Annotated in this window: 19 protein-coding genes; 14 read left to right on the top strand and 5 right to left on the bottom strand. The window is 68.2% G+C overall.

Going from position 1 to position 21,041, the window contains the following annotated elements; all coding sequences use genetic code 11:
* Positions 1–4 precede the first annotated feature (4 nt).
* A complete protein-coding gene (locus tag ACF8NF_RS07525; RefSeq protein ID WP_016451843.1) occupies positions 5–886 on the bottom strand; it encodes a LysR substrate-binding domain-containing protein in 882 nt (293 codons plus the stop codon).
* Positions 887–1,099: 213 nt separating this feature from the next.
* Here ACF8NF_RS07525 and ACF8NF_RS07530 point away from each other — a divergent pair, with 213 nt between their 5' ends.
* The 6 genes from ACF8NF_RS07530 (at position 1,100) to ACF8NF_RS07555 (ending at position 8,530) form a co-directional block, all read left to right on the top strand.
* On the top strand, positions 1,100–2,551 hold the full coding sequence (locus ACF8NF_RS07530) for an NCS1 family nucleobase:cation symporter-1 (RefSeq protein WP_338498409.1): 1,452 nt from the start codon (positions 1,100–1,102) through the stop codon (positions 2,549–2,551).
* A 10-nt stretch (positions 2,552–2,561) separates the two neighbouring features.
* Entirely contained in the window at positions 2,562–3,302 is a 741-nt protein-coding gene (locus tag ACF8NF_RS07535) for a GntR family transcriptional regulator (RefSeq protein ID WP_160852885.1), read from the top strand.
* 178 nt (positions 3,303–3,480) lie between these two features.
* Positions 3,481–4,524 (top strand): putative 2-aminoethylphosphonate ABC transporter substrate-binding protein, encoded by a 1,044-nt coding sequence (locus tag ACF8NF_RS07540; protein WP_016446483.1) that lies wholly within the window; start codon positions 3,481–3,483, stop codon positions 4,522–4,524.
* Positions 4,525–4,538: 14 nt separating this feature from the next.
* Complete coding sequence (locus ACF8NF_RS07545) at positions 4,539–5,612, top strand: ABC transporter ATP-binding protein (protein ID WP_016446482.1); 1,074 nt, start codon at positions 4,539–4,541, stop codon at positions 5,610–5,612.
* Positions 5,609–7,381: a putative 2-aminoethylphosphonate ABC transporter permease subunit gene (locus ACF8NF_RS07550; protein ID WP_016446481.1), complete on the top strand. Its 1,773-nt coding sequence runs from the start codon at positions 5,609–5,611 to the stop codon at positions 7,379–7,381. The genes ACF8NF_RS07545 and ACF8NF_RS07550 overlap by 4 nt, the downstream gene beginning before the upstream one ends.
* Before the next feature lie 33 nt (positions 7,382–7,414).
* A complete protein-coding gene (locus tag ACF8NF_RS07555) occupies positions 7,415–8,530 on the top strand; it encodes a TIGR03364 family FAD-dependent oxidoreductase (protein ID WP_016446480.1) in 1,116 nt (371 codons plus the stop codon).
* A 12-nt stretch (positions 8,531–8,542) separates the two neighbouring features.
* Here ACF8NF_RS07555 and ACF8NF_RS07560 read toward each other — a convergent pair whose 3' ends face one another.
* Together ACF8NF_RS07560 and ACF8NF_RS07565 are read right to left on the bottom strand one after the other, a co-directional pair.
* Positions 8,543–9,718: a zinc ribbon domain-containing protein gene (locus ACF8NF_RS07560; RefSeq protein WP_016446479.1), complete on the bottom strand. Its 1,176-nt coding sequence runs from the start codon at positions 9,716–9,718 to the stop codon at positions 8,543–8,545.
* Positions 9,719–9,791: 73 nt separating this feature from the next.
* Positions 9,792–10,904: an SPFH and helix-turn-helix domain-containing protein gene (locus ACF8NF_RS07565; RefSeq protein ID WP_016446478.1), complete on the bottom strand. Its 1,113-nt coding sequence runs from the start codon at positions 10,902–10,904 to the stop codon at positions 9,792–9,794.
* 358 nt (positions 10,905–11,262) lie between these two features.
* Here ACF8NF_RS07565 and glyQ point away from each other — a divergent pair, with 358 nt between their 5' ends.
* The 6 genes from glyQ (at position 11,263) to ACF8NF_RS07595 (ending at position 17,458) form a co-directional block, all read left to right on the top strand.
* On the top strand, positions 11,263–12,201 hold the full coding sequence (glyQ, locus tag ACF8NF_RS07570) for a glycine--tRNA ligase subunit alpha (protein ID WP_277849383.1): 939 nt from the start codon (positions 11,263–11,265) through the stop codon (positions 12,199–12,201).
* A gap of 34 nt (positions 12,202–12,235) precedes the next feature.
* Positions 12,236–14,347 carry a glycine--tRNA ligase subunit beta gene (gene glyS, locus ACF8NF_RS07575; RefSeq protein ID WP_392450354.1) on the top strand — a complete coding sequence of 704 codons (2,112 nt, stop codon included), beginning with the start codon at positions 12,236–12,238 and terminating at the stop codon, positions 14,345–14,347.
* A 167-nt stretch (positions 14,348–14,514) separates the two neighbouring features.
* Positions 14,515–15,084, top strand: a complete 570-nt coding sequence (locus ACF8NF_RS07580; RefSeq protein ID WP_013804243.1) for an HAD-IIIA family hydrolase — start codon at positions 14,515–14,517, stop codon at positions 15,082–15,084.
* 150 nt (positions 15,085–15,234) lie between these two features.
* A complete protein-coding gene (locus tag ACF8NF_RS07585; protein ID WP_016446474.1) occupies positions 15,235–15,975 on the top strand; it encodes a 1-acyl-sn-glycerol-3-phosphate acyltransferase in 741 nt (246 codons plus the stop codon).
* 13 nt (positions 15,976–15,988) lie between these two features.
* The gene (locus tag ACF8NF_RS07590) at positions 15,989–16,927 is read left to right on the top strand and encodes a M48 family metallopeptidase (RefSeq protein WP_392450355.1); all 939 of its coding nucleotides are present in this window, start codon (positions 15,989–15,991) and stop codon (positions 16,925–16,927) included.
* A gap of 90 nt (positions 16,928–17,017) precedes the next feature.
* A complete protein-coding gene (locus tag ACF8NF_RS07595; RefSeq protein WP_012203223.1) occupies positions 17,018–17,458 on the top strand; it encodes a rhodanese-like domain-containing protein in 441 nt (146 codons plus the stop codon).
* Positions 17,459–17,480: 22 nt separating this feature from the next.
* On the opposite strand, the gene ACF8NF_RS07600 is transcribed toward ACF8NF_RS07595, so the two are convergent.
* On the bottom strand, positions 17,481–18,416 hold the full coding sequence (locus ACF8NF_RS07600) for a LysR family transcriptional regulator (protein WP_392450356.1): 936 nt from the start codon (positions 18,414–18,416) through the stop codon (positions 17,481–17,483).
* A gap of 105 nt (positions 18,417–18,521) precedes the next feature.
* Here ACF8NF_RS07600 and ACF8NF_RS07605 point away from each other — a divergent pair, with 105 nt between their 5' ends.
* On the top strand, positions 18,522–19,496 hold the full coding sequence (locus ACF8NF_RS07605) for a tripartite tricarboxylate transporter substrate binding protein (protein ID WP_016446471.1): 975 nt from the start codon (positions 18,522–18,524) through the stop codon (positions 19,494–19,496).
* Between the two features lies 1 nt (position 19,497).
* Positions 19,498–20,256: a maleate isomerase gene (locus tag ACF8NF_RS07610; protein ID WP_016446470.1), complete on the top strand. Its 759-nt coding sequence runs from the start codon at positions 19,498–19,500 to the stop codon at positions 20,254–20,256.
* A gap of 168 nt (positions 20,257–20,424) precedes the next feature.
* Here ACF8NF_RS07610 and lysM read toward each other — a convergent pair whose 3' ends face one another.
* Positions 20,425–20,895, bottom strand: coding sequence for a peptidoglycan-binding protein LysM (gene lysM / locus ACF8NF_RS07615; RefSeq protein ID WP_016446469.1), 471 nt, complete (start codon positions 20,893–20,895; stop codon positions 20,425–20,427).
* Positions 20,896–21,041 lie beyond the last annotated feature (146 nt).

Consider the following 21,041-nt stretch of genomic DNA (forward strand, 5'->3'; position numbering starts at 1 on the left):
CAGTTCACATCTGGTCCGGCAGCACCCCGCCCGGCACGGCCTCCTCCAGAAAGCCGGCGATCAGCCGGGCCTGGCGGCGTTCGCGCAGGCAGTACAGGTACTCGGGCAGGCGCGGCACGGGGCCTGCGAAGGGCAGGACGACGATGTCGGGGTGGGCCGAGGCTTCATGCCGGGCGAAGACGCTGATGCCCATGTCGCGGATCACGGCCTCGCGGATGGCTTCGCGGCTGGCGATTTCCATGACGTGGCGCGGTGCTAGGCCGGCGGCGGCCAGCATCTGTTCGGTGAGCTGGCGCGTCATGGAGCCGCGCTCGCGCAGGATCAGCGTGTCTTGCACCAGATCGGACGCCTGCACCATGGTGCGCTGCGCCAGCCTGTGGCTGCGGTGCACCAGCAGGGCCAGCGGGTCCTGGCCCAGTTCCACGCGCAGCAGGCGCGGATCACCTTCCAGGTGCGATGAGGTCGCCAGGTCCACCTGGTAGTCCACCAGCGCCTGCACCATCTGGCGCGAGTTGCCGCCCACGATGGCCACTTCCACCCGCTCGAAGCGCCGCTGGTAGCGCTTGACGATGTCCAGCACGTAGTAGGGCGCCGTCGCACCGATGCGCAGCTGGCCCTGGCTGGCATCGCCCGAATGGCGCAGCGCCGACTCCAGCTGGATGGTCTGCAGCAGCAGTTGCTCGACCTGGGGCAGCAGGCGCAGCCCGGCATCGGTGATGGACAGGCGCCCGCCCTGGCGATGGAACAGCTCCACGCCGTAGTGCTCTTCCAGCGCGCGGATCTGGGTGGTCACGGTGGGCTGGCTCAGCGAAAGCTGGCGTGCCGCCTGCGTGATGCTGCCCAGGCGGGCCACCCAGAAGAAGGACTTGAGCTGCGTGACGAACATGGCGGGGTGTTGGGGTCAGGAATGCCTGGCGCCATTTCAACATGGCGCCGTGATGCGCAGGGCCGGCGTGGCCGGGTATGTCCCTGGAAACAACTCCTGCGCCTGAAGGCACACTTCTTGCATACCAGTTTGCGTGCCAGTTTGTGTGCCAGCTGATTCATGGGTCTCGGCTGGTCTTGTGTCAGTGATTGCTCGTGATCAAGGAGCGCAGCAATGGATATTCGCAATCCCTCGCCGGGTCTTTACAACGAAGACCTGGCGCCCACCAAGGACCGCCGCTGGGGCGCCTTCAGCATTTTCAACGTCTGGACTTCGGACGTGCACAGCCTTTGGGGCTACTACCTGGCGGCCAGCCTGTTTCTGCTGTGCGGCAGCTTCGTCAATTTTCTGATCGCCATCGGCATCAGCTCCCTGGTCATCTTCTTCTTGATGAACCTGGTGGGCTATGCGGGCGAGAAGACCGGCGTGCCCTATCCGGTGCTGGCGCGTGCGTCCTTCGGGGTATGGGGCGCGAATCTGGCTGCCCTGGTGCGAGCCATCGTGGCCTGCTTCTGGTACGGGGCGCAGACGGCGGCCGCCTCGGGCGCCATGGTGGCGCTGCTGGTGCGCAATGAGGCGTTGCTGTCCTTCCACCAGACCACGCACTGGCTGGGCCATTCGGGTCTGGAGGTGATCTGCTACGTGGTCATCTGGGCCTTGCAGCTGCTGATCATCCAAAGGGGCATGGAGACCGTGCGGCGATTCCAGGACTGGGCCGGGCCTGCCGTGTGGATCGCCATGCTGGTGCTGGCCATCGGCCTGTGCGTGAAGGCCGGCGGCTTCAGCTTCGACCACGGCATTCCCATGGATGTGCTGCTGGACAAGACCAAGGATGCGGGGGTGAGCGGCGCGCCGGGCAGCTTCTGGGCGCTGATGGCCGTGGGCGCGACCTGGATCACCTACTTTGCGGCGCTGTACCTGAACTTCTGCGATTTCTCGCGCTATGCGAAGAACAAGGAAGCGGTCGCCAAGGGCAACCTCTGGGGCCTGCCCGTGAACCTGATCGCGTTCTCGCTGGTGGCCGGCATCACCACGATTGCGGCCTTCAAGGTCTATGGCGAGGTGCTGCTGCACCCCGAGCAGATCTCGGCCAAGTTCGACAGCTGGGTGCTGGCCCTGCTGGCCGCCGTCACCTTTGCCGTGGCCACGCTGGGCATCAACGTGGTGGCCAACTTCGTCTCGGCGGCCTTCGATATTTCCAACGTGTTTCCCAAGCGCATCGACTTCAAGCGCGGCGGATACATCGCCGCACTGATCGCCCTGGCTCTCTACCCCTTTGCACCATGGGAGGGCGGCGCTGCCCACTTCGTGAACGCCATCGGCGCCACCATGGGGCCGCTGCTGGGCATCATCCTGGTGGACTACTACCTGGTGGCCAAGGGCAACATCAACGTGGCGGCGCTGTATGACGAGCATGGCGAATACCGCTACGAGGGCGGCTGGAACGTCAACGCGCTCATTGCCACCGGCATCGGCAGCGTGTTCTCCACCATCCTGCCCAACTTCACCAGCCTGCTGCCGGTCTGGTGGGGCACCTACGGCTGGTTCTTCGGCGTGCTGATCGGCGGCGGCGTGTACTGGGTGATGGCCACGCTGCGCCCGCGCCGCATTCCGGCCGCAGCCTGAGGAGGCCGCCATGTCCGAGCCGCAGGATGCGCCGGCCACCGGGCCGGCCTTGATCGCCGAGCGCGTGATGCGCTCCATCGTCGAGCGCAAGCTGCGCCCTGGCGAACGCCTGGGCGAAAAGGAGCTGGCCGAGGTCTTCGGCGTGAGCCGCACCATGGTGCGCGAGGCGCTGATGCAGCTGCAGGCGCGCGGCTTCGTCGAGGTGCGCTCGCGCCAGGGCTGGTACGTGGTCGAGCCCTCGTTCGAGGAAGCCCAGGAAACCTATGCCGCGCGCCGCGTGCTGGAGTCCGGCATGCTGCGCGACGCGGGCCGGCCGCTGCAGGCGGCCATACGCACGCTGCGCGAGCATGTGGCCCAGGAGCGCGGCGCCATCGCCGAGGCCGACAACGCCGGCCAGCGCAGCGTGCTGCTGGCCGACTTCCACGTCTGCCTGGCCGAGCAGATGGGCAACCGCTTTCTCACGGCCATGATGGCCGACCTGTCGGCGCGCACCACCCTGGTGTCTGCGCTGTACCAGTCGCAGACCGAGGCACAGCACTCCAATGCCGACCACGAGGCCATCGTCGATGCGCTGGCGGCCGGCGACATGGCGCGCGCCGAGCAACTGATGCGCGATCACATCGACGCGCTGGCCGCGCGGCTGGATGAGAACCTTGCCCACCGCGCGCGCCTGCAGGACCGGCTGCTGGATGCGCTGCAGCCGCAGACGGCCCAGGCTGAGCGCCCGGGCAGGGTAAAGCCGCGCCGCTGAAGAAGGCGGGAGCGGGGCGAGGGGGCGCCGAGGGGCGGAGGGCACCCAAATCCGCCAATACCCGCTTCGCCAAATTTCCGTTGTGTGACACGGACGTTTCACCTGCGCTTTCTACAGTGGGTGTCAGAGGTGGCGACCCTGCCGCCTGTCCACGAACCCACAACGGAACTGACACGCTATGCGCCACACCCTTGCCTCCCTGGGCCGCCGCCTTGCCATTGCCTCTGCGGCGCTGACCGTCGCCTCCTTCGCCACCCTGGCCCACGCGGCCAAGACCGAGCTGCTGGTCTACAGCGCGCTGGAGGCCGACCAGATCAAGGCCTACAAGAGCGGCTTCGAGAAGGCCCATCCCGAGATCGAACTCAAGTTCGTGCGCGACAGCACGGGCATCATCACGGCCCGCCTGCTGGCCGAAAAGGCCAATCCCCAGGCCGACGTGATTTGGGGCGTGGCCGCCACCTCGCTGATGCTGCTGGACAAGCAGGGCATGCTGCAGCCCTATGCGCCCAAGGGCCTGGACAAGGTGCGCGCCAACATGCGCGATCCGCGCGCCCAGCCGACCTGGGTGGGCATGGACCTGTGGTCGTCGGCCATCTGCTTCAATACCGTGGAGGCCGGCAAGCGCAAGCTGCCTGTGCCCGCCAGCTGGGCCGACCTGGTCAGGCCCGAGTTCAAGGGCACGATCACCATGCCCCACCCGGCCTCCAGCGGCACGGGCTACCTGATGGTCGCGGCCTGGCTGCAGATCATGGGCGAGGACAAGGGCTGGGCCTACATGGACGGCCTGCACCAGAACATGGGCGTGTACACGCACAGCGGCTCCAAGCCCTGCCGCCAGGCGGGGGCCGGCGAGTTTCCCGTGGGCCTGAGCTTCGAGTACCGCGCCAGCAAGACCAAGAAGGACGGTGCGCCCATCGACATCGTTTTCCCCCGGGAAGGCCTGGGCTGGGATGTGGAGGCCACGGCCATCCTCAAGACCAGCAAGAAGCAGGAAGCCGCCAAGGCCCTGGCCGACTGGGCCGTCACGCCCGAGGCCAACAAGCTCTACGCCGCCAACTTCGCCGTGCTGGCCTTGCCCGAGGCGCAGGAAAAGCTGGAGTTCATTCCTGCCGACCTCGAAAAGCGGCTGGCGAAGAACGACTTCGATTGGGCCGCGGCCAACCGCGAGCGCATCCTGGCCGAGTGGAGCCGCCGCTACGAAGCCAAGGCAGAGAAAAAGTAAGCCGGAGCCACGCCATGCTGCGCATAGACCATATCGCCAAGCGCTACCGCGAGCAGCAGGTGCTGCGCGGCATTGACCTGAACGTGGAGGCGGGCGAGTTCGTCAGCCTGCTCGGCCCTTCGGGCTGCGGCAAGACCACGCTGCTGCGCATCGTCTGCGGCATCGACATGCCTGACGAGGGCAGGGTGCTGTTCCAGGGCGATGACATCACGCGCTGGCCGGCCGCGCGCCGTGGCTTCGGCGTGGTGTTCCAGAGCTATGCGCTGTTTCCCAACCTGACGGCCGCGCAGAACGTGGCCTTCGGGCTGAACGGGCAGCCTGCGGCGCAGGCGCGCGAGCGCGTGGCCGAGATGCTGTCCCTGGTGGGTCTGGGCGCGCAGGCCCAGCGCTACCCGGCCCAGCTGTCGGGCGGCCAGCAGCAGCGCGTGGCACTGGCCCGCGCGCTGGCGCCCCGGCCGCGCCTGCTGCTGCTCGACGAGCCGCTGTCCGCGCTCGATGCCCAGGTGCGCACCGAGCTGCGCAGCGAGATCCGCCAGCTGCAGCGCCAGCTGGGCATCGCCTCCATCATGGTCACGCACGACCAGGAAGAGGCCTTGTCCATGGCCGACCGCGTGGTGCTCATGCACCAGGGCCGCATCGAGCAGCAGGGTTCGCCCGAGCAGCTCTATGCCCAGCCCGTGAGCCAGTTCGCGGCCGGTTTCGTGGGCCGCATGAACCTGCTGCCGGCCACGGCCGAGGGGGCGGACCAGGTGCGCATCGGCGAAGCCAGCCTGCGCTGTGCGCTGGCCGGCTTCGAGCGTGGCGACGCGCTGCTGGTCGGCGTGCGTCCGGAAAGCGTGGTGCTGCACCCGGCCCAGCCCACGGCGTTGCCCAACCTGTTGCGCGCCCGCGTGGTGGAGACCTCCTTCCTCGGATCGATGGCCCTGGTGCGCCTGTACAGCCCCACGCTGCAGTGCCAGGTTGACGCCCAGTGGCCCCTGCGCCACGACGTGGGCCTGCCCGACTGGCTGCAGGGCGAGGTGCTGATGGAGTTGCCCGCCGCTGCGCTGCAGCCGTTGGCGGCGCCCGATGCGAGGAAGGCCGCATGAGCGCGCATCCCATGGACACGGCCGTTTCCGTGCCGGTGCCGTTGCCGGTGGACCGCTCCGCTTGCGCCCGCCGCAGCGCGCCTGCAGGACCCGTGCGTCCGCAGGGGCGCAGCGCAGGCTGGGAGCGCTGGTGGCTGGGCGCCCTGGTGCTGGGCGCACTGGCCTGGCTGCTGGTCACCATCGCCCTGCCGGTGGCCAGCCTGCTGGGCAGGAGTTTCTGGGACGACACGGGCCGCTTCACGGGCCTGGCCCAGTTCATCACCTATGCGCGCATGCCGGGCGTGGCGCAATCGCTGTTCAACAGCCTGTGGCTGTCGGCCGTGAGCAGTACGGTCTGCGTGCTGCTGGCCTATGCCTACGCCTATGGCGTGGTGCGCAGCTGCATGCCGCTGGCGCGCTGGTTCCGCGCGCTGGCCCTGGTGCCGCTGCTGGCGCCTTCGCTGCTCATGGCCATCAGCCTGATCTACCTGTTCGGCAGCCAGGGCCTGCTCAAGGGCTGGCTGCAGGGGGGCTCGGCCTACGGGCCCTTCGGCATCATCGTGGGCTCGGTGCTCTGGACCTTTCCGCATGCGCTGATGATCCTGTGCACCACGCTGGCCTCGGGCGATGCGCGCCTGTACGAGGCGGCCGCCACGCTGGGCGCCAGCCGCTGGCGCAGCTTCCGCCAGGTCACGCTGCCGGCCAGCCGCTACGGGCTGATGATTTCTTGGATCGTGGTTTTCGTGCTCGTGGTGACCGACTTCGGCGTGCCCAAGGTCATTGGCGGCAACACGGCCATGCTGGCCACCGACATCTACAAGCAGGTCATCGGCCAGCAAAACCTGTCCATGGGTGCGGTGGTGGCCATGCTGCTGCTGGTGCCGGCCGGCCTAGCCTTTGCGGCCGAGCGCCATTTGCGTGCGCGCCAGGCGGCCACCATGGGCGTGCGCTCCGTGCCGCTGGTGCCCCAGCCCCATGCGCCGCTGGACCGCGCGCTGTTCGCCTACTGCGCGCTGGTGGCGCTGGCGCTGCTGGCCGTCATGGGCACGGCCGTGCTGGCCTCCCTGGTCAGCTACTGGCCCTACAACCTCACGCTGACATTCAAGAACTACCGCTTCGACATGATGGACGGCGGCGGCTGGGCCAGCTATGGCAACTCGCTGTCCATGGCGCTGGCCACGGCCGTGCTGGGCGCGGTGCTGAGCTTTGTGACCGCCTACCTGGTGGCCAAGCCCGTGCGCTGGGCGCGCACGCGCCAGTGGCTGCATGCCGTGGCCACGCTGCCCATGGCCGTGCCGGGGCTGGCGCTGGGCCTGGGCTACATCCTGTTCTTCAATGCCCAGGGCAATCCGCTGCACTTCCTGTACGGCAGCATGGCCATCCTGGTGCTGTGTTCGGTGGCGCATTTCTTCTCGGTGGCGCACATCACGCAACTGGCCGCGCTGCAGCAGCTCGATGCCGAGTACGAGCGCGTGGCCGATTCCATGGGTGTGGCCTTCTGGACGCTGCTGTGGCGCGTGCACCTGCCGGTATGCCTGCCCGTGGTCATGCAGGTGGCCGGCTATTTCTTCGTCAACGCCATGACCACGGTGTCGGCCGTGGTGTTCCTGTACTCGCCCGAGACCACGCTGGCTTCGGTGGCCGTGCTGGCCATGGACGACGCGGGCGACACCGCGCCGGCCGCCGCCATGGCCACGCTGATCTTTGCCACGGCCGCTGCGGGCCGGCTGCTGATCGCGGCGCTGGATGCCTGGGTGCAGCGGCGCACGCAGCGCTGGCGCCAGCGCTGACTTTTTTCCTTTCCCTCTCCTCTGTTTTCTCCCATGAAGAACTACGACCTGATCGTGGTGGGGGCCGGCATTGTCGGCCTGGCCCACGCCTATGCGGCTGCGCGCCGTGGCCGCAGCGTGCTCGTCATCGAGCGCGACGCGGCCTGCATCTCCGCCTCCATCCGCAATTTCGGCTTTGTCACTGTCACGGGGCAGCAGGCGGGCGCCCACTGGCAGCGGGCCATGCGTTCGCGCGATACCTGGGCCGAGATCGCGCCGCAGGCCGGCATCGAGGTCGTGCACCGCGGCCTGTGGCTGACGGCGCGCCGGGCCAGCGCCGAGGCCGTGCTCCACGCCTTTCTGAGCACCTCCATGGGCGAGCGCTGCGAGCTGCTCACGCCGGCCCAGGCCGCCGAACGCCACCCGGCACTGCGCACCGAAGACCTCAGCGCCGTGCTCTACAGCCCGCATGAGCTGCGCGTGGAGTCGCGCACGGCCATTGCCAGGTTGGCGCAGTGGCTGGAGCGGGCCATGGGCGTGGATTTCCGCTTCGGCGAGGCCGTGCTCGAGGTGGCGGCACCCCGGGTGCGCAGCGCCCGCGCCAGCTACCACGGCGAACGCGTGGTGGTCTGCAACAACGCCGACCCGGGCGGCCTGTTCGCCGGCCTGTGGACGCCGCACCGCATCCAGCTGTGCCAGCTGCAGATGCTGCGCGTGCGGCCGCAGCCGGGCTTTCGGCTCAAGGGCTCGGTCATGGGGGACCTGAGCATGGTCAGATACGAGGGCTACAGCGCCCTGCCCGAAGCCGCCGTGCTGCGCGCCGAACTGGAGCGGGAGGAGGGCGAGAGCCTGGCCCACGGCATCCACCTGATCGCCGTGCAAAGCGCCGACGGCAGCCTGGTGGTGGGCGACTCCCACCACTACGGCGCAGCGCCCCCGCCCTTTGCCAGCGAAGCCGTGGACCGGCTGATGCTGCGCCACATGAACGAGGCCCTGCACTTGCGCGATGCGCAGGTGGTAGAGCGCTGGGTGGGCGTCTACCCGAGCGCGCAGGACGCGCCCTGCGTGGTGCATGCGCCCGACGAGGCCACGCGCGTGGTCGCTGTGACGGGTGGGTCCGGCGCCAGCACGGCGTTCGGTCTGGCCGAGGAGGTCTGGAGCGCGTGGTGAGCGGCAGCCGGCCTACTTGCCGAACATCACCCACAGCAGCGCCAGCACCATGATCGTGGCCAGCACGGCCAGCGTGATCTTGAGGGCGCTGTAGGGGCGCTCGCCCGCGATCTGGCCCGTGTAGCCGTTGGCGATGATCTGGAAGGTCTTGCTGCCGTAGGTGTAGCCCACCAGCCAGACCGGCACGAGGATGTGCTTGAAGGTGCGGCCCTGGTACTCGCGCTGCATCTGCAGGTTGCGGTAGGTGTCGCCGGGCACCTGGCGCGCGCACAGGGCGCGCAGCTGCTCGTCCATGTCCTGCACGTTGACCTGCGCGGCCTTGCCCAGGTCGATCTGGTAGCGCTCCACCGTCCAGCCGCGCACGAACTCGGGCGTGTAGGGCTTGAGGTCGGTGGTGGTGGGGAAGGGCTCCACCTGGCGCAGCAGGTTGGCGTGCACGCCCACGGTGCCGGGCACCAGCTCGTCGTCGAAGAAATGGGCGAGGCTGCCCGAGGCCGGCTCCCAGCGCACATGGCGCACCTGGCGCGTCTGCACGTTGCCGTTGCTGTCGCGGTAGGACTCGGTGGTGTAGTAGTAGAAGCCCGCCTCGGCCTGCCAGTCGGCGCTGGCGTGGGCGTCGAAGGTCCAGTAGGGCAGGTAGACGCCGTGCAGCGTGTCGGTCAGCGCGGCGGATTTCAGGCGGTTGGGCGCGAACCAGCGGCTGCCGTACCACTGGCGTATGCGGTCGCGGATCTGGCCGTCGCTGATCTTGAAGGGCAGGATGCTCTGCGGCGTGATGGCATCGCCCTGGCCCTCGTGGGCCACGATGGAGGGCGAGCCGCAGAAGTCGCAGCGCTTGGCCACGGTGCGGTTCACGAAGACCGAGATCGCGCGGCAGTTCTGGCACTGGACCTCGTAGCGGTCCTCCGTGCCCCAGCCCCGGCCGGACTTGGGGTTGCGCAGCGCCTCGGCCAAGTCCTGCTCGACCACATCGCGGCCCAGTTCCTCGCGCGTTTCCTCGCTCCAGGGCACCGTGGTGCCGCAGTACGGGCACTTGAGCGCCTGGGCCTGGGCATTCCATTCGAGGTTGGCGCCGCATTCGGGGCAGGGGTGCTTGCGCACCATGGCCGGCGCGGCGGCAGCGGCCTCCCAGGAACCGGAGGCGGGGGAAGTCGAGGTGCTGGAGGAACTGGAGGAGGGCGCGCTCACGGCATCGGTCCTGGAAAACGGGACGCGGCGCCAGGCAGGGCCTGGCGCCGCAAAGGGTCAAACCACGGAAATGTCAGCCGCGCAGGAAGTCATCGAGTGCGGCTTGCGCAATGCGCCACTGGCTGCCGATCTGGCGCGCCTTGAGGTTGCCGGCCTGGATCTCGGCCAGCACATCGGCCTCGCTGACACCCAGCACCTGGGCCGCCTGTGCCGGAGTCAGCACCTGCAGGCCACCGGCGGCGGGTGCTGCCGGCGCCTGGGCGGCCTGGGCGGCGGCAGGCGAGAACGGGTCGGAGGCCTGGCCGGCCGGTGCGCCGCCGGCGCCGCCGCCGTTTTGCATGCTCTTCATCATCTCCTGCGCCATGCCGAAGCCCATGGCCATGGTGGCGGGCAGGGTGGCTGCGGCAGCGCCTTCGCCGCCCGTGGTCATGGCCTGGCCCATCTGGTACTTGACGTAGTCGTTGAGGTTGCCGATGGCCGTCATGCTGGAGCGCTTGTCGATGGCCTGCTCCACCTCGGGCGGCACGGACACGTTCTCCAGCACGAAGCTGGTGATCTCCAGGCCGTACTTGTCCGTCATGGCCGGGTTGATCAGCGGCAGCAGCGCATCGCCCAGCTCGCCATAGCGCTGGGCCACGTCCAGCACGGGCACCCGGGCCTTGGCCAGCGACTCGGTGAACACGCTGATGATGCGCGAGCGCATGGTGTCGGCGAACTCGTCGATGCGGAAGTTCTGGTCCGTGCCCGCCACTTCCTTGAGGAACTTGGCCGGCTCGACGATGCGGAAGTCATAGGTGCCGAAGGCGCGCAGGCGCACGGCGCCGAAGTCCTGGTCGCGCACCATCACGGGGTTGGAGGTGCCCCACTTGTTGCCCGTGAACAGCCGCGTGTTGATGAAGTAGACATCGCACTTGAACGGCGAGTTGAAGCCGTACTTCCAGCCCTGGATGGTGGACAGGATGGGAATGTTCTGCGTGGTCAGCGTGTGCTTGCCGGGGCTGAACAGGTCGGCGTACTGGCCGGCCGAGACGAACTGCACCTGCTGCGACTCGCGCACGATGAGCTGGGCGCCGTTCTTGATTTCCTTGTCGTCGTCGGGCCAGCGGTAGGAGAGCGTGTCGCGCGAGTCATCGGTCCACTCGATGATCTCTATCAGTTGCTTGGTGATGATGTTCATCAGGTTCATGGCAGGCTCCGAAACGGTGGTGGTCCACGACAAAAAAGGTCAATGGGCCATTCTAGGCGGCGTGCATGGCGGCGGGGAGAACGGCCACCGGCCGCTGCCCCGGTGAATTGTCAAAAAATGATCCGGATGCGTCGTGCAAGGTGGGCTTTCGGGGCTTCGCGCGCCACGGCCTTTGCCGGCATGTGTCGCCTGCTCCGTTTTTTGATGCAGATCGCCCTGTGGAGCGTCTGCCGTGGGGCCGCAGGCCCGCGCCACGGCGCAGGGCCGGGCGGCGCCTTAAAATCGTCGTTTGCGCGGCGCGAGCCGCCTCTCATTCACCGGCGCGGCCCCGGCCTGCGTGCGACGCCTGAAACAAGTCATGCTCACTTTCCAACAAATCATCCTCAAGCTGCAGTCCTACTGGGCCGACCAGGGCTGCGCGCTGCTCCAGCCCTATGACATGGAAGTGGGCGCGGGCACCTCGCATACCGCGACCTTCCTGCGCGCCCTGGGCCCCGAGCCCTGGAAGGCCGCCTACGTGCAGCCCAGCCGCCGCCCCAAGGACGGCCGCTACGGCGACAACCCCAACCGCCTGCAGCACTACTACCAGTTCCAGGTCGTGCTCAAGCCCGCGCCCGACAACATCCTGGAGCTGTACCTGGGCTCGCTCGAGGCCCTGGGCTTCGATCTCAAGAAGAACGACATCCGCTTTGTCGAGGACGACTGGGAAAACCCCACGCTGGGCGCCTGGGGCCTGGGCTGGGAAGTCTGGCTCAACGGCATGGAGGTGACCCAGTTCACCTACTTCCAGCAGGTCGGCGGCATCGACTGCAAGCCCGCCACCGGCGAGATCACCTATGGCCTGGAGCGCCTGGCCATGTACCTGCAGGGCGTGGACAACGTCTACAACCTGACCTGGACCGACGGCCTGAGCTACGGCGACGTCTACCACCAGAACGAGGTGGAGCAGTCCACCTACAACTTCGAGCACTCGGACGCCGAATTCCTGTTCACCGCCTTCAGCGCCCACGAAAAGCAGGCCAACCACCTGATCGGCGAACAGCTGGCGCTGCCGGCCTACGAGCAGGTGCTCAAGGCCGCCCATACCTTCAACCTGCTCGATGCGCGCGGCGCCATCAGCGTGACGGAGCGTGCCGCCTACATCGGCCGCATCCGCAACCTGGCCCGCGCCGTGGCCAAGGCCTATATGGACAGCCGTGCGCGCCTGGGCTTCCCCATGGCGCCCAAGGCCCATGCCGACGAAGTGCTGGCCGAGCTGGCCAAGGCCGCCGAACAACAGGGCAAGAAGGCCGCCTGAGGCGGACACCGCTGCACCGAGAGAACACCAGACCATGAACGCATCGAATCTTCTTGTTGAACTGTTTGTCGAAGAGCTGCCCCCGAAGGCGCTGCAAAAGCTGGGCGACGCCTTTGCCGGCGTGCTGTTCGAGCAGCTCAAGGCCCAGGGCCTGCTGGCATCGAGCGAAGCGCGCCTGACGGCCTATGCCTCGCCGCGCCGCCTGGCCGCCCACATCACCGAAGTGCTGCCCCAGGCCGAGGACAAGGCCGTGTCGCAAAAGCTCATGCCCGTCTCCGTGGGCCTGGACGCCGACGGCAAGCCCACGCCCGCACTGATCAAGAAGCTGGCCGCCCTGGGCGCCGGCGAAGAAGCCGTTGCCAGCCTGACCCGCCAGGGCGAAGGCAAGGCCGAGGCCCTGTTCCACGCCTCCACCGTGCGCGGCGTGATGCTGGCCGACGGCGTGCAAAAGGCGCTGGACGAAGCCATTGCCAGGCTGCCCATCCCCAAGGTCATGCGCTACCAGCTGGCCGACGGCTGGAGCAGCGTCCATTTCGTGCGCCCGGCCCACGGCCTGGTGGTGCTGCACGGCACCGAGGTGCTGATCGGCGTCAAGGCCCTGGGCCTGACGGCCGGCACGGCCACGCATGGCCACCGCTTCGAGGCGGCGGTCGATCCCGTGGTCATCCGCTCCGCCGATGACTACGCCGCGCAGCTGCGCGAGGAAGGCGCCGTCATCGCCAGCTTCGCCGAGCGCCGTGCCGAGATCGCGCGTCAGCTGCAGGCCGCTGCCGAGCGCGTGGGCGGCGGTGTCCGTCCCATCGAGGACGAGGCCCTGCTGGACGAAGTCACGGCCCTGGTCGAGCGCCCCAATGTGCTGGTCTGCGAGTTCGAGAAGGAATTCCTCGACGTGCCGCAGGAATGCCTGATCCTCACCATGAAGGCCAACCAGAAGTACTTCCCGCTGCTGGACGCCGCCGGCCGGCTGACCCACCAGTTCCTGGTGGTCAGCAACATCAGCCCCCAGGATGCCAGCGCCGTCATCGGCGGCAACGAACGCGTGGTGCGTCCGCGCCTGGCTGACGCCAAGTTCTTCTTCGACCAGGACCGCAAGAAGACCCTGGCCTCGCGCGTGGACGGGCTGGGCAAGGTGGTCTACCACAACAAGCTCGGCACCCAGGGCGAGCGCGTGGAGCGCGTGCGCTCCATCGCCAAGAGCATTGCCCGCCAGCTGGGCGACACGGGCCTGGCCCAGCAGGCCGACCTGGCCGCGCAACTGGCCAAGACCGACCTCGTGACCGACATGGTGGGCGAGTTTCCCGAACTGCAGGGCACCATGGGCCGCTACTACGCGCTCAACGACGGCCTGGACGTGGCCGTGGCCGATGCCATCGAGGACCACTACAAGCCCCGCTTTGCGGGCGACGAACTGCCGCGCGGCAACGCCGGCGTGGTCGTGGCCCTGGCCGACAAGCTGGAAACCCTGGTCGGCATGTTCGGCATCGGCAACCTGCCCACGGGCGACCGCGACCCCTTCGCGCTGCGCCGCCACGCCCTGGGCGTGATCCGCATGCTGGTCGAGAAGGACCTGGCGCTGGACCTGGAAACCCTGCTGGTCAGCGTGCTGCCCGCCTTCGGCGACAAGATCGAGGACGCCACGCTCCAGCTGGCCGATTTCATCTACGACCGCCTGGCCGGCAACCTGCGCGAGCAGGGTTTCTCGGCCCAGGAAGTGGACTCGGTGCTGGCCCTGCGCCCGCAGCGCCTGTCCGACGTGCAAAAGCGCCTGGAAGCCGTGCGCGCCTTCGGCGAGCTGCCCGAGGCACCGGCCCTGGCCGCCGCCAACAAGCGCGTGGGCAACATCCTCAAGAAGGCCGACCAGGCGGTGCAGGCCCAGGTCGACGCGGCCGTGCTGGCCGAGGTGGCAGAGAAGGACCTGTACGCAGCCCTGCAATCGGTGGCGCCCAAGGCGCAGCAGCAGTTTGCTGCCGGCGACTACACGGCCAGCCTGCAGACCCTGGCCGCGCTGCGCGCCCCGGTCGATGCCTTCTTCGAGCATGTGATGGTCAACGCCGAAGACCCGGCGCTCAAGGCCAACCGCCTGGGCCTGCTGGCCACGTTGCACGAAGCCATGAACCGCGTGGCGGACCTTTCGCGACTGGCGTGAATGGAGCACCCCCTGAGGCGCTTCGCGCCTTCCCCCTCTCTACTTGCTTCGCAAGGGAGGGGGACGACACCCTCGGTGCGGGGCGGCGCGGCCGGCCTAGGCCCTTCCTCGGTGTCCCTCGTCTTGGGACGCGCGCAATTGAGTTCTGACATTCTTGGGACCCGACCATGAAAATTGCGATCCTGGACCGTGACGGAACCCTCAACCAGATCGGTGAAGAGGGGTTCATCGGCTCGGCCGAGGCCTGGAAGGCCCAGCGCGGTGCGCTGGAAGCCGTGGCGCGCCTGAACCGGGCGGGCTGGCATGTGGTGGTCGCCACCAACCAGCCGGGCCTGGGCCGGGGTCTGTTCGACGTGACCGAGCTCAATGCCGTGCACGCGCGCATGCACCGCGAAATGGCGGCGGCAGGCGCGCGCGTCGATGCGGTTTTCTACTGCCCCCATGCGCCGGACGAGGAATGCCATTGCCGCAAGCCCGGCACGGCGCTGTTCGAGCAGATTGCCGAGCGCTTCGGCGTCGAGGGGCATCAGCTGTGGGTGGTCGGCTCCTGCGTGGCCCACCTGCAGGCCGGCGCCGCCATGGGCGCGCGCCTGCACCTGGTATGCACGGGCGCCAGCGCCGGAGTGTCTCTGGACGGGGCGCTGCCGCCTGGACTGCCGCCCGGCACCCAGCGCCATGCCAGCCTGGCCGCGCTGGCCGATGCGCTGGTTCCGGCAGATGCCGCACCCGCTCCCTGAACGCCTGAACGCCCGAATGGCGCTTTGCCCATGCGCCGCCGGCCTGCCGTCCTGCGCACAATGCTATCTTTGTGAATTCCGATTCCTGAGGGCGCAAGGCCCGGGCCTGCCGCCCGGCCCCTGCGCCGCTTTCTGCACCACACTGCCGCCATGTCCCTGATCCGCTCCACCCTCCACATGCTCTGGATGGGCATCACCGTGATCCCCTACACCCTGGCCGTGCTGCTCACGCGCTGGCTGGGCGGCGGGCCGCGCCGCGTCTATGCCGTGGCGCGCGCCTGGCTCAAGCTGTCGGTGGACAGCGCCCGCGTGATCATGGGCGTGCGCCACCGCGTGCAGGGCATGGAGAACCTGCCCACCGATCCCAAGCAGGGCGTGGTGCTGCTGGTCAAGCACCAATCCACCTACGAAACCTTCCTCATGCCGGCGATCATGCCGCGCCCGCTGGCCTATGTGTTCAAGAAGGAACTGCTCATGGTGCCCTTCTTCGGCTGGTCCATCGGCAGCATGGACATGATCCATATCGACCGAAAGCACGGCTCGCGCGCATTCCACAAGGTCGTGGAGCAGGGCCGGCGCCTGCTGGCCCAGGGCACCTGGGTCATCATGTTCCCCGAAGGCACGCGCATCCCGCGCGGCGAACGCGGCGAGTACAAGACCGGCGCCACGCGCCTGGCCATCATGACCGGCGTGCCCGTGGTGCCCATTGCCGTCACCTCGGCCAAGTGCTGGCCGCGCAAGGCCTTCATCAAGACCCCGGGCGTGGTCGATGTCTCCATAGGCAAGCCCATCCCTTCCGTGGGCCGCAAGCACGAGGAGCTGATGGTGGAAGTCGAAAACTGGATCGAATCCGAGATGCAGCGCCTCGACCCCGAGGCCTACCGCGCCTGAGGCAGGAGTCGGCATGGCGGACACGGCACAGCGTTCCTGGGACTGGTTGGTGCCGCCCGCCGTGGAAAGAAAGGACGGCGGGCTGAGGCCGCGCCGTGAGCGATCCGCTCAACCCGAAGCGCCGCAGGCTTTGCCTGTACCTGTACCTGCACCTGCACCTGCACCCACCCCGCCCGCCGGCTCCGCGCACAGTTCCTTCGTTCATCCGCAAGCCAACCAGCAGGCGGTTCTCCAGGGGCAGGTGCTGCACTATCGGTTGCAGCGGTCGCGCCGGCGCACCATAGGCTTCACCATCGGCACGCAGGGGCTGGTGGTCAGCGCGCCCGCATGGGTGAGCATGACGGCCATCGGGCATGCACTGGATGCGAAGTCGGGCTGGATACTGCGCAAGCTCCAGGAGGCCGGGCAGCGCCAGCGGGCCCAGCAGTCGGCACGCATCCGGTGGGAGCACGGCGGCGAGATCGACTATCTGGGGCGTCCCCTGGCACTGCTTCTCACCGGTGGCGAAGCCCAGCCGCTGCGCACCCGCCAGGTCCACCGCGAACAGGCGGCCGACGGCAGCCAGTCCCTGCACCTGCCCCTGGCGCCAGACGCATCGGCTGCCGAGGTGCGTGCCTGCGTGCAGGCCTGGATGCTGCGCGAGGCCCGCTCCTGGTTCACGGCCAGCCTGCAGCGCCATGCGCCGCTGCTGGGCGTGCAATGGACCAGCCTGCGCCTGACCAGCGCGCGCACGCGCTGGGGCAGCGCCAACACCGCAGGGGCCATCCGCCTGAACTGGCGGCTCATGCAGCACACGCCCGAGGTCATCGACTACGTGGTCGTGCACGAGCTGTCCCACCTGCGCCACATGGACCACAGCCCGCGCTTCTGGGCCACGGTGGCCAGCGTGATGCCGGGCTGGGAGGCGCAGCGCCAGGTGCTGCGCGACAGGCTTCTGCCGCCCTGGGAATAGGCGACTCGGGCACCGGCGAGGCGGCGCCAGTCGGGCTGGACGGTTATTCTTGCCGGGCACACAACCGCGTCCTATCAAGAAAGCCCATCCATGTCCGCAAACGCTCCCGTTCCCGCAGCCATTCCCCTGACCGTCCAGCCCGCACAGGGCTATGCCGGCGACATTCCTCCCGAACTTGCCTGGCAATGGCTGCAATCCGGCGAAGCCGCGCTGGTGGACGTGCGCACCGATGCCGAGCGCGAGTGGGTGGGCCGCGTACCCGGCGCCGTGGCCGTGGCCTGGAAGCAGTGGCCGTCCATGGCCATGAACCCCGATTTCGATAGCCAGCTGCGCGCCGCCGTGCCTGAGGGCGGCAAGGTGGTCCTGCTGTGCCGCAGCGGTGTGCGCTCGGTGGCCGCTGCCCAGCGCGCAGCGCAACTGGGCATCGAGGCCTACAACATCCTCGAAGGCTTCGAGGGCGATGTGGACGCCAGCGGCCAGCGCGGCCATGTCGGCGGCTGGCGCCTGCGCGGCCTGCCCTGGCGCCAGTAAGCCGGCGCCAGCCTGTCGTCGCTCAGCGCTGCGGCTGCGCGAACCCCAGCGCCGCCGCCCGGGCGGCCACCATGTCCACCAGGGCCTGGGCCGGTCCTGACAGCGTGGCCTGCGAGCGCATGGCCAGCAGCAGCCGGCGCCGGGTGTTGAGCGCCCCCAGCGGGCGCAGCCGCAGTGCCCGCGCGGCCAGGTGCGGCGCGGTGGCCGCGCGCGGCAGGATGGCCAGGCCCAGGCCCACCGAGACCATGTGGCACATGGCATCGAAGCTGCGCACCTGGATGCGGATCCGCACGGGCCGGTTGATGGATTCGGCCTCGGCCGCAATGCGCCGCATCAGCGAGGTGGAGCGGGCCAGGCTCACGAAGTCGTGGTCCAGCACGGTGGTCAGGGGCACGGGGGACACGTCGTCCGTGTCCAGCGCATGGCCGCGCGGCATGACCAGCACCAGCTCGTCCACATCGCAGACCTGGGTGCTCAGCCCTTCCAGGGGCGTGTTCTCCCCGATGATGGCCAGCTCGGCCACGCCGCTGAGCACGGCGCGCACGGACTCCTCGCTCAGCGCGTCTTCCAGGTCCACCGAGACACCCGGGTGGGCCGCCATGAAGTCGGCCAGCAGCCGGGGCAGAAAGCCTGCGAACGCCGAGTTGTTGGCCCACAGGCGCAACTGGCCCGTGGCGCCGCTGCGAAAGTCGTCCATGGCCAGGGCCAGATGTTCCAGCCGGGCCACCACGTCCACGGCATGGTGGTACATGCTCTGGCCGGCGGGCGTGGGCGTGACGCCGCGCTTGCTGCGCACCAGCAGGGTCACGCCGCAGTGCTGCTCCAGCTCGGCCACGCGCTTGCTGGCGGCTGCCAGTGACAGCCCCAGCGTGCGCGAGCCCGCCGTCAGGCTGCCGGCATCGACCACGGCCACATACAGGCGCAGCGTCAGCAGATCGAATCGGTGCAGGTTGATCATTCGCATCCTCCACCAGAGACGAAGGATGGATCAACGAGATACGGCTGTTCGACCGCGAGCAGGCCCGCAAGAATGCGCCGGTACAAAGAGAACATGGAGACAAGCATGAATCGACGCATTGTGCTGCAGGCCGCCGGCCTGGCAGCGGCCGCCCTGCTGGGCGCAGGAACCGTCCAGGCCCAGGCCTTTCCAGCCAAGTCCATCACCCTCGTGGTCCCCAATCCGCCCGGCGGCGTGGTGGACACGGCGGCACGCCTGGCGTCCGATCCGATGTCGCGCCTGCTGGGGCAGTCGGTCGTGGTGGACAACCGGGGCGGGGCCAGCGGCAACATTGCCTACCAGATGGTGGCCAGGGCACCCAAGGACGGCTACACGCTGCTGGCTTCGTATTCGGCCTACCACGTGGGCAATCCGGCGCTGTTTCCCAAGCTGCCCTGGGCCCAGTCCGAGCTGGTGCCCGTGGGACTGATCGTGGCCGCCACCAATGTGATCGCCGTCCATCCTTCGGTGCCGGCGAACAGTCTGCAGGAATTCATTGCCTACCTGCGCAAGAACCCGGGCAAGGTCAACTATGCGTCGCAGGGCAATGGCTCGCTGTCGCACGTGGGCACGGCCGTGTTCGCCCAGGTGACCCAGACCCAGATCACCCACGTGCCCTACAAGGGGTCCGGCCCGGCCATCCAGGACGTGCTGGGCGGCCAGGTGCAGATGTTCATCACCACGCCGCCTTCGGTGCTGGGCCATGTGCAGACGGGCAAGCTCAGGGCCCTGGCCGTGACCAGCAAGACGCGCCATCCCATGCTGCCCGATGTGCCCACCACCGCAGAAGCGGGCCTGCCGGGCTTCGAGCTGGAAGCCTGGGTCGGCCTGTTCGCACCTGCGGGCACGCCGCCCGACGCCATCGCCAGGCTGTCGGACGCGCTCAAGACCTCCCTGGAGTCGCCTGACGTGCAAAAGCGCGCGGCCCTGCAGGGCGTGGAGCCGCGATTCCTCGGCCCGCAGGCGCTGGCCGCCCTGGTCCAGCGCGAGACGGACCACTGGGGCAAGGTCATCAAGGCCAACCACATCACGATGGATTGACATGACAGCCAAAACCCATTTCCGTATCGGGCAGATCGTGCCCAGCTCCAACACCACGATGGAGACCGAGATCCCCGCCATCCTGCGGGCCCGCGAGGCCCTGGCGCCCGAGCGTTTCACCTTTCACTCGAGCCGCATGCGCATGAAGCATGTGACCAAGGAGGAGCTGGCTGCCATGGACGGCGACAGCGACCGCTGCGCGCTGGAACTGTCGGATGCGCGTGTCGATGTGCTCGGCTATGCCTGCCTGGTGGCCATCATGAGCATGGGGCGCGGCTACCACCGTGTCTCCGAGACGCGCCTGCACCAGCGCACCGTGGACAACGGCGGCCCCGCGCCTGTGGTCACCAGCGCCGGCGCCCTGGTCGATGGCCTGCACGCCATCGGCGCGAAGAAGGTGGCGCTGCTGGCGCCCTACATGAAGCCGCTGACGCAGCTGGTCATCGACTACATAGAGAACGAAGGCATCGAAGTGGTGGACAGCATCTCGCTGGAGATTGCCGACAACCTGCAGGTGGGCGCCCAGGATGCGCGCGCACCCATCGAGATCACGCGGCGCCTGAACACGGCCAATGCCGACGCGGTCATCGCCTCGGCCTGCGTGCAGATGCCCTCGCTGGCCTCGGTGCAGCCCATCGAGGACCGCGTGGGCCTGCCGGTACTGTCTTCCTCGGTGGCCACGACGTTCATGATGCTCAAGCGCCTGGGCTTGCCGACAGCCGTTCCGGGATTCGGTGCGCTGTTGAGCGGTAAATACTGAAGCTTTCATTGAGAAAGGCCGCTATTGCGGCCTTTCTCGGAGCGGGGTAGGTCTAATTCGCGGCATCCAGAACTGGCATGAGCCAGGTCAGAGACACCGAGCAAGGGCCGCCCCGCCGCGAGGGTGTCGTCCCCCTCAGGGGGAAGCGGCGACGCCGCTCAGGGGGGCTTAGATTGCCGGAATGCGCAGCTTCTGGCCAGGGTAGATCTTGTCGGGGTGGCTCAGCATGGGCTTGTTGGCCTCGAAGATCACCGGGTACTTGTTGGCATCGCCATAGAACTTCTTGGCAATGGCCGACAGCGTGTCGCCGCGCACCACGTCGTGGTACTGGGCTTCGGGCTCGGGGTTGGTCACCGTCATCTGGTTGTCCACGGACTGCACGCTGGAGACGTTGCCGCAGCACAGCGTCACCTTTTCCTTGGCCGCCTGGGTAGGTGCCGTGCCCAGCACCGTGACCTTGCCCTGCGAGCCGTCGAACTGCACCTTCACGTCACTGACGCCCAGGTTCTGCGTGCCGATATAGGTCTCGATGGCCTTGGCCGCCTTGGCATTCAGGTCTTGCGCAGGCTCGGCTGCCTGTGCGGCGCTGCCGCCGAACAGCTTTTCGCCGGCTTCCTTGATGAAACTGAAAAGTCCCATGGGTGACTCCTGTTGGTGGGTGGAAAATCGGAAAGGCCAATGTAACGCCTAACAGTGGCAGCGCGCGCTGCCGGGCAGGAGCGCTCCCGGATTTTTGACATTTGCGCCATTCTTGCGTTCACGTCCTCACTCAGTTGTCGTCCATG

Source organism: Delftia sp. WSY_22 (assembly GCF_043104185.1).
Lineage (GTDB): Bacteria > Pseudomonadota > Gammaproteobacteria > Burkholderiales > Burkholderiaceae_C > Comamonas > Comamonas tsuruhatensis.